General features: G+C 57.2%; 10 protein-coding genes. 8 read left to right on the top strand and 2 right to left on the bottom strand.

Features of this window, described 5'->3' with window-relative positions:
- The 8 genes from nrfD (Q0H50_RS05225) to fucO form a co-directional block, all read left to right on the top strand.
- The coding region (gene nrfD, locus Q0H50_RS05225; RefSeq protein WP_294420149.1) for an NrfD/PsrC family molybdoenzyme membrane anchor subunit at positions 1 to 912 on the top strand (912 nt) is incomplete at its 5' end.
- 53 nt (positions 913 to 965) lie between these two features.
- Positions 966 to 1,955 (top strand): SPFH domain-containing protein, encoded by a 990-nt coding sequence (locus tag Q0H50_RS05220; RefSeq protein ID WP_294420148.1) that lies wholly within the window; start codon positions 966 to 968, stop codon positions 1,953 to 1,955.
- Entirely contained in the window at positions 1,952 to 2,356 is a 405-nt protein-coding gene (locus Q0H50_RS05215; protein ID WP_294420145.1) for a GntR family transcriptional regulator, read from the top strand. The genes Q0H50_RS05220 and Q0H50_RS05215 overlap by 4 nt, the downstream gene beginning before the upstream one ends.
- 308 nt (positions 2,357 to 2,664) lie before the next feature.
- Positions 2,665 to 5,178, top strand: coding sequence for a molybdopterin-dependent oxidoreductase (locus Q0H50_RS05210; protein ID WP_294420133.1), 2,514 nt, complete (start codon positions 2,665 to 2,667; stop codon positions 5,176 to 5,178).
- An 8-nt stretch (positions 5,179 to 5,186) separates the two neighbouring features.
- Entirely contained in the window at positions 5,187 to 5,816 is a 630-nt protein-coding gene (locus Q0H50_RS05205; RefSeq protein ID WP_294420126.1) for a 4Fe-4S dicluster domain-containing protein, read from the top strand.
- A 15-nt stretch (positions 5,817 to 5,831) separates the two neighbouring features.
- Positions 5,832 to 7,046: an NrfD/PsrC family molybdoenzyme membrane anchor subunit gene (gene nrfD / locus Q0H50_RS05200; RefSeq protein ID WP_294420118.1), complete on the top strand. Its 1,215-nt coding sequence runs from the start codon at positions 5,832 to 5,834 to the stop codon at positions 7,044 to 7,046.
- A 76-nt stretch (positions 7,047 to 7,122) separates the two neighbouring features.
- Complete coding sequence (locus Q0H50_RS05195; protein WP_294420115.1) at positions 7,123 to 7,788, top strand: molecular chaperone; 666 nt, start codon at positions 7,123 to 7,125, stop codon at positions 7,786 to 7,788.
- 534 nt (positions 7,789 to 8,322) lie between these two features.
- Positions 8,323 to 9,486 carry a lactaldehyde reductase gene (fucO, locus tag Q0H50_RS05190; RefSeq protein ID WP_294420112.1) on the top strand — a complete coding sequence of 388 codons (1,164 nt, stop codon included), beginning with the start codon at positions 8,323 to 8,325 and terminating at the stop codon, positions 9,484 to 9,486.
- A gap of 679 nt (positions 9,487 to 10,165) precedes the next feature.
- Here fucO and Q0H50_RS05185 read toward each other — a convergent pair.
- Both Q0H50_RS05185 and Q0H50_RS05180 read right to left on the bottom strand, forming a co-directional pair.
- Entirely contained in the window at positions 10,166 to 11,116 is a 951-nt protein-coding gene (locus tag Q0H50_RS05185; RefSeq protein ID WP_294420104.1) for an SPFH domain-containing protein, read from the bottom strand.
- 583 nt (positions 11,117 to 11,699) lie between these two features.
- Positions 11,700 to 12,869, bottom strand: coding sequence for a hypothetical protein (locus tag Q0H50_RS05180; RefSeq protein WP_294420098.1), 1,170 nt, complete (start codon positions 12,867 to 12,869; stop codon positions 11,700 to 11,702).
- Between the last annotated feature and the right edge of the window lie 121 nt (positions 12,870 to 12,990).

Genomic DNA, 12,990 nt, shown 5'->3' with positions numbered 1-12,990 from the left:
TTTTATATATTCCTTGGCGGCGTGGGCGGTGGCGCGCTTGTGATGCTGTGCATTGTGGAAGGCCTACGCACGTTGAATAGCGCGCCCGCCTGCGTGCGGGCTATTCCTTCATGGCTCTTGGGCAGAGTGTGGGCGGTCTGCTTTTTGTTGCTTGCTTTAGGCATCGTGTGCCTCTCCGTTGATTTGGGGCGATTTGACAGATTGTTGATGCTGATCATTTCGCCCAGATTAACGCCGATTGCCGTTGGGGCGTATTGCTTGGCGGGGTCAGCTGTGCTTTCTTGCGCAGGAGCGGTATGCGAGAACTTCGATCGTGTTTCCATGGGCGTCGTAGCGACGCGTTTTTTTGCCGTCGCCGGGGTGTGCGTGGGCGGCGTGACAATCGCTTATACCGGTATTCTCCTGAGCATCATGGCATCGGTGGCGGCGTGGCAATCGCCGATGGTTCCGATTCTCTTCGTGCTTTCATCGCTTTCAGGTGGAATCGCGTTGTTCGTGGGATGCATTGCTTCTGCGGAACCGCACGAATCGTTTTATGCGTTTTTGGAAATCCCTCTTTCAATTGACCGCATTCTCATTTGCGCGGAAATCGTCACGCTTTGCGTATATGGTTTGTGGCTCGCGCATGATGCGCGTTGCGCTGATGCGTTGGAGGCTCTAATCGTTGGCGATTTGGCTCCGCTGTTTTGGGTGGTCGTATGCGCTATGGGACTTGCGATACCGTTGGCCATGGAGTGGCTTGCGGTCGACAAGAGCCATTGCTCTCTGCTTGTCTGGGTGGCGGCTGCATTGCTGATCGGCGCGTTAGCGCTGCGTTTTTGCATAGTGAGTTTTGCTGCCTACGACCCAGTGCAGGAGCTTGCCTCCGCCTCGATTTCATCGGGGTATAGCGGTCTTTCCATGGCAATGTGAGCGAGTTTCGAATAAATAGGGGTAAGCATTCGAAGGCATAAAAGAAGGAGCTTATGATGCGAGACAATTATGGGGGTAAAGCGAAAGGATATGGGTGCGCCAAGAAAGGCGCCGATGCGGATGAGCTTTCTCTGTCGGCGTCTCCATGCCCTACGGCGGTAGGGATGGGCTCGTCTGGCGATGCGGTGCCTCGCAGATCATCGCGCAATGGTGCGCTCATTTTCGGCATTGCGGTGTTCATCGTGTCTTTCTTTGCCGTTCTGGGATGTTCCTTTGCAATCTGGGGAGACGTTGATGCGATTGCCATAGTGGTGGCATTGATGGTGGCGACTCTCGCATGCTCGAGCCTTCATGTGGCGCTAAGCTGGGAGCGGGTGGTGATTTTGCGTTTGGGCAAAGTCAATCGCGTGGCAGGTCCCGGGGTGTATGCGACCATTCCCGTCATCGAGCACGGAACCATGCGCGTAGACCAACGAACTATGTGCACCACGTTTTATGCCGAGCGTACGTTAACTGCCGATTTGATACCCGTTTCGGTCGATGCGGTGCTGTATTGGATTGTTCGCGATGCCGAACAGGCCTGTACTGAAGTGGGGGATTACTATGTTGCCGTGACGTGCTTGGCTCAAACCGCCTTGCGTGAAGCGGTTGGGCGCAAAGCGGTGGCAGAGGTCGCCCTCGCGCGCAATGAGCTCGACATTGAAATCGAAGAGGATGTTGCGCGTATTTCTTCGGATTGGGGAATCGACATCATCGCGGTAAAAGTGCGCGATATCGTGATTCCTGAGGAGCTGCAGGAATCCATGTCGCTTGAGGCGCGTGCCGACCGAGAACGTAACGCCCGAATGACGGTTGCAAGTGTTGAGGCCGATTTGGCCGAAGCTCTTTCTGAGGCGGCGAAAATATATGCAGATTCGGAAAACGCAATGAAGTTGCGCACCATGCTCATGCAGTACGAGACGGTGAAAGAGTCCGGCGGCACCGTGGTGACGGTTCCCACAGCGGTAAGCGACGGTTTTGCGGAAGGGGTGCAGATAAGATGACAACTCAAAAGAATCCCCTCGATGGGTTTGAAATAGATTATTCCAGTGGTTTGCCTACATGGATCCAGATTAAGAATCGTATCTCCTATTTGATCGGTAAAGGCGAATTCGACGAGGGCGACAAGCTCCCTACGGTTCGCAAATTGGCTGTCGATCTTGATATCAGCTACAACACGGTAAATCGTGCCTATATCGATCTAGAGCGTGAGGGATATGTTTCTACGCGCAAGGGAAGGGGCACGTTTGTGGCGGCCCGGCATGCTGTTGGTTGCGAACGAGCAACCGATTCTCCTCTGGAGCTTTTGCTGGACGATTTGATTACTACGTGCACAAATGCGGGCATGACCGATGAGGACATCATCGCTCTTCTCGAAATGCGTCTGGCATACAGGAGGGGTTAGGCTGCATTCCCCTCGGTGCGCTGAGAGGAATCGAAGTTGCCAATGATTCCGAATGCCTGCGCGCTTTCAGGGGGAACTCCTATTTCCGCTGTTTCCAACGGGGCGGTTATACGTGAGGCCTCGTCCCTTCTGCGCTCTATAAATTTGGCACTGTTTTCTGGATTGTCGCAATTGTCACAATTGTCGCAATTGTGCGATTGATTATCGCAATACATTGTGACATAATGACAGGCAAGAAACCCGGCCAGGTTTATAGACTTCAATGCGCTGCGTGCAAGGAGAAGCAGCGCTCAACAGAAGGGGGAAACATGCCTAAAGAAACGAGTTCTTCTGGCACGCTTACTCGCAGGGGGTTCCTCAAGACAACTGCCCTTATGGCAGGTGCGGTTAGCGTGGGGGCTTCGGCAACATGCACGCTTACCGCCTTGGCCGAGGATTCCAATGCAAGCCAAAAGACCGATTCCAGCGATCAAGTGTATCGCTGCGTATGCCGTCCTAACTGCCAGGGCACGTGCTCGATGAATGTGCACGTGCGTGACGGCCACGTGGTAAAGACCTCTATGCATCCCGTGGATAATGCGCCGGAGTATAACCGCATCTGCTTGCGCGGTCTGGCCCATCCGTATCGCATCGCCGATTCGAATCGCTTGAAATACCCGATGCGTCGCGTTGAGGGAACGCCTCGCGGAGGTGACCAGTGGGAACGTATCTCGTGGAGTGAAGCTATCGATGAGATCACCACAAAATGGAAAGAGATCATCGACGAGTACGGTCCGCAGGCTATTACTTGGTGGAAAGCTTCGGGCAATTACGGCAATCTCGGCCACAGCATGTACACGCTGCTTTTCAATGGCATGAACGCGTCGAATATGACCTATGACGTCGACTTGGCCAATACCATGGGCATCAACCGCGTCATGGGCAATGCCGGCAACTGGGTCATGAACGATGTTGCGGATATGCCCAACGCGAAGCATGTATGGCTTTGGGGCAACAACACCACTGAAGCCCAGATTCACGACTGGCACTTCGTTGCCGACGCCAAAGAAGCCGGCGCCAAGCTCGTCGTCATCGATCCGACCTACACCAAGGTCGCGTCTAAAGCTGATATCTGGGTTCCCATTCGTCCTGGCACCGACGCCGTCCTTACCTTTGGAATCATGTATGTGCTCATCGAAGAGGGCTTGACCAATGTCCCGTTTATGAAAGAGCACACCTGCGCGCCTTTCTTGGTCCGCTCGGATAATGCTAAGTTCTTGCGCATGAGCGATTTTGGTGTGGAGCCCGTATATACGGGCATGAGCAAGCCCACTCGCGATCAGTGGTCCGGCGTCATGAGCGAGGCAGCTCCGCAATACGACGATCCTGCTGCCGTGCTCAATGCAAAAGGCGAGGTGGTTTCGGCAAACGACGAATCAGACCCCCTGCTTTCGGGAACGTATGACTTCAATGGGGTAAAATGCCGCACCGCGTATGATCTGCTTCTTGAGGAAGTAAAGCAGTGGACGCCTGAGAAGGCTGAGGAAGTTTGCGGAGTAAGCGCCGATACGATTCGCGAATTGGCGCATTTGGCGGCTGACGGCCCCAATTATCACCGTGTTGGCTTCGGTTCGAACATGTATTACAACGGCGTCCATTCTGCGCATGCGGGCGCTGCCATGACTGCGCTGACGGGTCAAATCGGATATAAGGGTGCAGGATACGGCGTTCCTTTCATCGGCGGCGTGGGCATATTCGATAGCAATCAGAGCTACGTTGCCGGCGCGTCTACTTCGCCCATCATGGATGTCCTTACGGCTCGCGAAGTATGCCGAACCGGAAAGTACAAAGGCAAAGATCACAAGATCAAGGCTGCCTACATTTATCAGTGGAATCCGCTTTGCACGAGCGTTCATACCAATGAGCTCAAGCATGACCTGATGGACAATCTCGACCTTATCGTGACGGCCGATACTACCTACAACGATACCGTGCGTTATTCCGATATCGTGCTGCCCGTATGCCATTGGTTCGAGTTTGAGGACATCATCAATTCCTCCACTTGGCGTCATGTGATGTACAGCGAGAAAGCGGTCGAGCCGCCCTTTGAATGCAAAAAAGACTCCGACATCGCAAGGCTATTGGCTGAGAAGATGGGTCTTGGACAGTATTTCACCCAAAGCGACGAAGAATTCCTGCGTGCAAGCCTCAACACTGACGCGGCGCGTAAACTGGGCGTTACGTTCGATTCGCTTAAAGAAAACGGCGTTATGAGGTACGACCCCGAGGGGACTTATCCCAACATTCCCTGGAAAGACCTGAAATTCAAAACGACTTCCAAGCGTATGGAGTTCTACGTGGAGAATCCCACCATGCGTCTTCAGCAGGGGCAGGAATTCGATCCCTCCACCGAGCATTTGCCGCACTTTATTCCTCCCAAGGAAGCGTGGCAGGACGATTCCAATGAGCTGTACAAGAAGTATCCGCTGATCTTGATGAGCGAAAGGCCTCGCTTCCGCGTGCACTCTCAATTCTTCGGCAACGAACTTCTTCGTGAGCTCGATCCTGAGCCTACGGTGAAGATGAACCAGATCGATGCCGATGCGCGCGAAATCAAGACCGGCGACTACGTTGAATGCTATAACGACCGAGGCCATTGCGTTGCTAAGGTGGTTATCAATAACGGCATCAGGCCAGGGACGTTGGTGTATCCCAAGAGCTGGCAGGCTAATCAGCACAAAGCTGGTTCTTGGTCAGAATTGGCTTCGTCTGACTTTGACCCCGTAGCGGTGAATCAGAACTATTTTGACAATCTGTGCGAGATGCGCAAGTGGGAAGAGTAGGTGCGAGTATGTCAGAGAAACACTACGCTATGGCCATCGATGTCACCCGATGCATCGGGTGCAGCACCTGCGCAATGGCATGCAAGGTTGAGAACAATCTTCCCCAAGGCATCTGGTGGAATCGCGTCATCACCGATGGCGGAGAAGAAAATGATGCACCTGCCGGCGAGTATCCTAGCTTGAAGATGAATCAGTACACGGTGTCGTGCCAGCATTGCGAAAACCCTGCATGCGCGAAAGTGTGCCCCGTGGGTGCCACGTATAAAGATGAGCAAACCGGTGTCGTCATACAAGATTCCGACAAATGCATCGGCTGTCGCATGTGCATGACTGCATGCCCCTACACGGGAGTGCGCTCATTCAACTGGGATGAGCCGGTGTATGCGCTCGATTATGCGATTGGCGATGTGGATGCTCCTTCCCACCAGAAGCATACGGTGGAAAAATGCACGTTCTGCCGCCATCGTCTTGAAAAGGGGCTTTTGCCGGCATGCGTTGACGTGTGCCCGGGCCGGGCTAGGATTTTCGGCGATTTGAACGATCCCGATTCCGAAATCTCAAAAGCACTTAAAACGAGGAACTATAAACAGCTCCTTGATGATCGCGGGACCAATCCTTCGCTCTTCTATCTCTTGTAGTTAAAGGAGAAAATAATGGCAGATAACGCATCGACGGCGCAAGTCGTCAACTCGACTGTTGCCAAAAACAGGGCCAATGTGCCGATCGCGCTCATTGCGGTTGCGGCGGTTTTGGCTGCTGTCGGAATCGCATTCTGGGTTTTGCAGAACGTCAATGGTCTGGGCGAGACCAATATGCGCAATTACACGCCGTGGGGATTGGGCATTGGCTGCTTCATGCTTTTTGTGGGCATTTCTGCCGGATCGCTGATCGTTGGTGTGGCGCCAAGCGCATTCGGCATTGAGGGATACGAGGGTATTCTCAAGCCCGCTGTGTGGGTGTCGCTTGCAAGCGGAATCGTTGCAGCGTGCTTTATTGTGTTTGACCTGGGGCAACCCTTGCGCGTGTTCGAGATGTTGGTGAGCGGGAACATTGCAAGTCCGCTTATGTGGGATATGATCGCCCTGGTGGTGTATTTCGCGCTTGAGATCGTGCTGTTTGTTGCGCTTGTACGAGGTGGTGCGGCACATGGGACGCTTGTACGAGGTCTCAGCATTGCGGCAATCGTTGCCGCTGTGGCGTTGCAGCTTGTGGAGGCGCTGATTTTCAGCGCATATTCCTCGCATGCGTATTGGCACACTGCGCTTATGGGTCCCTGGTTCGTGTCTTCCGCACTGCTGAGCGGCTCGGCTTTGATCGCGGCGGTGGCATACGCCTTCCGCGCGTTGAACATTATCGCCATTGATTCCAAAAAGCTCTCTCGTTTGGTGCAGATCATCGGGGTCTTTGCGCTGGTTGATTTGTTCATGCTTCTTGCCGACCTGGTTACGGCTGCTTATCCTGGAGGCTCCGATTCCCAGGTGGTCGGTTTGCTGATTCAGGGACCTATCGCTCCGTTTTTCTGGATGCAGGTTGTGTGCTATGTCGCTGTTGCCGTTATGGCTTTCGCGCCTAGCTTGCGCGCTAAGCAGCCGGCCGTGATGTGCGGCGCGATTTTGGCGCTCGTGGGCGTTCTGTGCAAGCGCATGCAGCTCCTGCTCGGCGGTTTTCAGGTTCCTAATTTCTCCGAAGCTGACCTTTTGACTCAGTATGCTCTGCCAAATTGGTCCAATGGCATGCTGCAGGCGTACGGCTCGCTTGTCTACCTGCCTTCCGCATCCGAGGTTATTTTTGCGATCGGGACAATTGGCATTGGCTTGCTGGTGTTTTTTGTCGGTATGCGTTTTGTAGACTTGGGTAATCAAGGGTAACGAGTGAGATAAGGTGGGCGCGCAATCCGTATATGCCGTATAGGCGTCGGGTTGCGCGCCTTATTGAAAGAGGGACATGGTCATGGACGCTTCTCAGGACATATGGAAAGCAAGAGCGGCTGCGTGTGAGTTGGTGGCGCTATCGTTTCGCTATCCCGACGAACAACTGGTGAACGTTGTTGCGAGTGGGGAATGGAGTGCTGCAGCAAACGAGATTCTGGTGGCTTTGGGTGTTGAATCATGCAGCCAGCAGGATGGGCTCGATGTTTGCGATGCTAAGAGCAACGATTTGCACGCGCTGCGTCAAGAAGCCACTCGCTTGTTTATTGGGGTACCTAAAGCAGCAGCGTCGCCTTATGAGGGAATATGGCGTGCTGAACAAGATGGCGTAGAGCCTCTTTTGTTCGTGAATCCCCATACTGAGAAAGTCGCTCGTTTTTGTCATTCTTGCGGGCTTGCCGGTGCAAGCGACGCAAATGAGCCTCTTGACCATGTGTGCGCCGAATTTGAGCTTCTACAATATCTTGCATTGGTTGCAGGTGGGTTGTCCGCGGCGCCCGATGGGGTAGATTTTCCCGGCGGATCGGCCGAAGCTGCGTTTGATTCCTTTGTGGTGTGTCATCTTCTGCTGTGGATCGATGATTTTTGTGCTGCCGTGGATGAGCATGCTGTCAGCCCGTTTTATAAGAAAGCGGCAGAGTTTGCGCGTCTGGTTGCGCGATCCTTTACTCCTCAGCATTAGTCTCTTCCAGCTTTTATTTCCTGGGGAGAGTTTGAATTTCGCTTCAATTACCGTGTCGTCTAAAACAAAGCGGAGGAGAGTGCATCTCCTCCGCTTTTTGCTGTGAATTTTGATTTGCGCGAATGGCGCAGTTGAAGTCGCATTCCTGGGCGGTTTCGCGGATTTTGGCCCTCGTTTTTGCTTTGAAATCGCGCTTCTGGATGGTTTTCGCGCGTCGTTTTTGCATTCGCCAAATAGGCCGCAAGAAAACCCCTGGTCAGGAAAATCCCATAAACGTGCTCATAATGTTGCGGCCTGCAAAACCGCCCAGAAGTAGCAGGGGCATGGTCGGGCGCGAACCCGCTGCGTCCACGCGAAAGACGCCAGGCGGCTGTGCGACATTCCGCCTGTTCGTCTTCGCCACCGAATCGTTACCGTGAGCGTTGCGATTTCTCCGGTAAACGGCTCGCGACCGCGGTACACTAGCAGCAGCTGTAACGGTGCGGGCTTCGCCAGGGGAAACCGCTAGCCCGCTCATGTAAAGGGGGTGCCGCCATGGCGGTCAATCGTTTCGTGCTCAACAACATCTCGTATCACGGCGCCGGTGCGATCGGGGAGATTCCCGGCGAGATCACGCGCCGCGGCTTCGCGAAGGCGTTCGTGTGCTCCGACCCTGACCTGGTGAGATTCGGCGTCACGGGCAAAGTGACGGCCAAGCTCGACGAGGCCGGCATCCCGTGGGAGCTCTACGACCAGATCAAACCCAACCCCACCATCAAGAACGTGCAGGACGGCGTGGCGGCGTTCAAGGCCTCCGGCGCCGACATGATCGTGGCGGTCGGCGGCGGCTCGGCCATGGACACGGCCAAGGGCATCGGCATCATCGCGGAGAACCCCGAGTTCGACGACGTGGTCTCGCTCGAGGGCGTCGCGCCCACGAAGAACCACGCCACGTTCACCATCGCCGTCCCCACCACGGCGGGCACGGCGGCCGAGGTCACCATCAACTATGTGATCACCGACCCGGAGAAGGTGCGCAAGTTCGTGTGCGTCGACGTCAACGACATCCCCGACGTGGCGGTGGTCGACCCCGACATGATGGCCAGCATGCCGGCGGGCCTGACTGCGGCCACGGGCATGGACGCGCTCACGCACGCCATCGAGGGCTACACCACGAAGGGCGCTTGGGAGCTGTCCGACATGTTCCATCTGAAGGCCATCGAGCTAATCTCGAAGAACCTGCGCGCGGCGTACGCCGAGGCGAAGTCGGGCGAGCCGGGCGCCGGCCGCGAGGGCATGGCGCTTGGCCAGCACGTCGCCGGCATGGGCTTCTCCAACGTAGGTCTGGGCATCGACCACGCCATGGCCCACACGCTGTCGGCGCACTACGACACGCCGCACGGCGTGGCGTGCGCCATGCTGCTACCGGTGGCCATGGAGTTCAACAAGCCGGTGTGTGCCGAGCGCCTGGTCGATGTGGCGCGTGCCATGGGCGTCGACGTTGCGGGCATGAGCGCGGAAGAGGCCGCCGATGCGGCGATCGCCGCCGTGCGCCAGCTGTCCGCCGACGTGGAGATCCCGCATACCTGCAACGGTTTGGTGGCGGAAGACCTCGAGCAGCTGGCAACCGACGCTATGGCCGACGCTTGCTTCCCGGGCAATCCCCGCGAAGCCGATCACGCCCAGGTGGTCGACCTGTTCCGCAAGGTCATGGCATAAGGTCGTCTGCGCAGGCCCCGAGCCAAGGCTCGGGGCCTTTTGGGTCAGGCCTCGCGAACGCTTCCGCCATTTTGTTCGCATGGGGAGTGTGGCGCATCGCCGTGAGCGCGTCTTCGTCTCCCGATTGCGTCTCCCGTTCATGTTACCTGGCGCAAGGCGCGGCGTTATCGGGCTATCTGCGGTGTTCGTGGCCAAAAATGTGAGAGATGCGCAATCGCGGGAGGGTCCGATTGGGTATCTGGGCATAGTTGGGCAGCAAATGCGGGTTTCGAGATGGGTTTGGCCGCATCAGTAGCCGGATTCGGCCCCGATTCGCGTCTCATCAGCGCAACGCTCGGTTTTTTGTCCGCCTTGCGATTCTTTGCCAAGCCAACGTCCTCGAAAGGTTGCGTTCATTGGGGCAGCCGATAGCCCGTTGTTTCGCGAAGTCGACCGCGCTCATGTGGTCGGCCTGTTCCGCAAGGTCATGGCAGGGAATCGTCCGCGCCGGCCCCGAGCCGAGGCGCAGGCCCCGAGACGATGCTTGGTGTAAGACTAGAATGGCTGCGATAAAGGCATAACCTACTAGGGGTTGGTCCCGGATGAGCTTCGTGACCAACCCCTTTTTGTTTGTTAACGATTCTCTTGTGGGCCGCATATGCATCCTGGCGACCTTGGGCGAGCCAAAGCCGGGCCTCGGCTAGGCCTCGAACGGGTTGCCTTCGCCTTCGGGTTTCTGCTGGGCGGCTTGCGCTGCGAGGATGTCCGGGAGGATCGAGGAGGAACCTTCGAAGCCTGACGGGAGCAGGATGGTCGAGGCCTTGCCGGATTCGGCGAACGACCCCATCATCTCCACCCACTGGGTGTACGTGAACAGGTCGTTCGCCTCCTTGGCGGATACGCCCGAGGACTTGATCACGTCAAGCGATGCGGCGATGCCGTCGGCGATGGCCTTGCGCTGGTTCGCGATGCCGATGCCCGTCTGCTCCATGGCCTCGGCCTGGGCGCGCGCGGCTACGACGGTCTTGGTGCGCTCGGCCTCGGCAAGCGCCTTCGCCGCCTCCTGGTCGCGCTGCGCGGAGTTGATCGCGTTCATCGAACGCTCGACGTCCTTTGGCAGCTCGATGTCGGTGATGAGCGTGGTGATGATGTCGTAGCCGTAGCCCGCCATGAGCTCCGTCACGGAATCCTTGACGTTTTGCGCAATGAGGTCTTTGTTGTCGAACACCTCGTCGAGCGTGTAGCCGGGGATGGCCGAGCGCAGCGCGTCGGCGATGTAGCTTTCCATCTGGTCGATGGGGTTGCTTAGGATGTAGTAGCTGCGGTAAACGCCCGACTGCTCGACGGTCTGGGCGGGCATTTGGTCGACGCGGAACTGGACCGAGACCGCCGTGCCGATGGTCACGTTGTCCTTGGTCTTGCCGTTGAGCGAGTAGCGCGCCTCCTGCGTGCGCAGGTTGACCTCGGCGGCGCGGCGCTCGATGATCGGAATCAGGAAGTGAAGGCCTGGCTGCACGATGCGGTTGAACTTGCCGAGACGCTCGATGATGGACGCTTCCTGCTGTCGCACGACGAACAGCATCGGCGAGCCGGCGACGGCGGACCCGACGGCCGCGATGATGAACAGGATAAGCAGGGTAAGAATGATCATGGCGCTTCCTTTCTGCTGGGATGAGCTGATTCTACCGGATAGCGGAAGCCTGCAACGTAAAATCTCGCGCACGCCCCGTCCGCGAATGCATTGGGCGCGAGAGGTGGGTGGGACTCTTCCGTCGTGAAACCGCGGGGCGGTCAGGGACGAGGCGCGCAGGCGGGCGGGGTGGGGACGTGTGCTGTCCGCTGCGAAGCCCGTGAGGCAGCAAGGAGTTGACGCGCGCTTTTTCGCGAACTTGCAGGGTGGCCAGGGGCGCGTGGGGCGTTGTCGTGCGACTTCGCCGCGAATCCGCAGGTGGCAAAGGGTTGGCGGGGCGATGGCGCGCTGTCGATTCGGCAACGCACGCTACCGCATTCCCGGAATCAGTCGACTATGACATGCTTTGCCGGCTCATGGCGCCCTTGAGCATGCCTATATCGGTGCCGCTCGCCCCTCTTGGCAGCAGATAGCTGATACGTCTGCGTTTGCTGGCGACCTTCCGAGTAGACTCGCTGCGCATAGCGGCGTTTTCCCAGGTCAAGAGCTCGCGTGTTTTTCGGCTACTTCGACCATTCCGCCTCGAACGCAGACGTATCGACGTTTAGCGTCCCAAGGTGCGGAAGAGTTGGTTCCAGGGTCGGAGCACTTCGCTGCGCAGCTCGATCGCTCGCTTGCGTTGGGCAGCGGTTTTCGGTGCAAGCTTGCGCCCGCGCATGGATGCTATGGTACGTGAGAGCGCATCGAATCGTTCTTGGTGGTTGACCTGGGAAAACGTTACGGGTAAGACATCGATTCCCATACACCGCAAAGCGGCAGTCCTATCGGAGTCGGACAGAAACGAGGCCTCCCGGTCGTGCGCCATCGCGCTTTGGCATTCCAGGTCAAGGCCCTCTTCCCAATATAGGTCGCAGTAGCAATGCTCGCGCTGCGCGAGCATCTGGGCATCTGCGGATAAGGCTATCTTCTTGTTCAGGGTCAAACCGTCGTGCCCCTCGCCGCCGAGGCGTCGGGGCAATCCCAGCAGCATGCTTGCTTGGACTTCGAACGGCGAGGCGGCGTTCGGCAAGACCAGCTGCGCGGCCCGGAGCAGGCGCTTTCTTCCGCGTTGGGACTCGCAGGCTGCCGCCAGCGTTTCCAGGTCATCGGGCGACAGCGAAGGCGGCCGAGACCACAAGCCGGTCAAAACCTGATGCTGATCGACGAAGGGCTTCCATCCTCCTATAGCAGGGAGTTGTTTGTTGCGCTCCATGGTCTGCAACGTTTTGAGCAGCGCCGCAGGAGGCTCGTATATCGCGAAGCTTCCGCAAAGCTCGGCGGCGAGCATGATGGTCGTGGCAAGGCTTGCTCGCGCGGCGATTTGCAGAAGCGCAAACGCCGGAGTAGCGACATGAACGCTTTCGGCGATTTGAACGGTGGCGCCAAAGGGGAGGCTGCGGCTCCAAACGCGCGGATGCACGATGCCCGACGCGTGGCATCCGCTTCGATCGCGAACAAGGATATCCACGCATTGCTGGTTGCTGGCGATAAGCAAGGGGGCGATTTCGCGTAACCGTCTTGCGGCTTTGCCGGTGCCGCTTGGCAAGGCGCCGCTTGCCCAAGGGGACTGCTCTTCGGATAGCGCACGCAGGGCGCTAGCGCCGGCTTCCGCCATGGAGGTGGTGCCGAGGGGCGCCGGCTCGGAAGAGCTCGCGCCGGCGTTGAGCAGCATGTGCACGATCGGAGGGATTCTCCAGTACTCGAATGCAGATATGTCGCAGATGATAGTTTCCATTCGCATACCGTAACACGCTTTGACCTGGTGTTATATGAGAGATTCTGCCTTACGGGGATTCCGGTCAGGGGTCTTATCTGCGGTCCGAAAACCTTGCAAGGTTTTCGGATGACTCCTCGTC

It is taken from the genome of uncultured Senegalimassilia sp. (assembly GCF_934632265.1).
In the GTDB taxonomy this organism is placed as follows: Bacteria; Actinomycetota; Coriobacteriia; order Coriobacteriales; family Eggerthellaceae; genus Senegalimassilia.
Note: the sequence above shows the minus strand (reverse complement) of the source record. Positions and strands in the feature narration are given on the sequence as shown.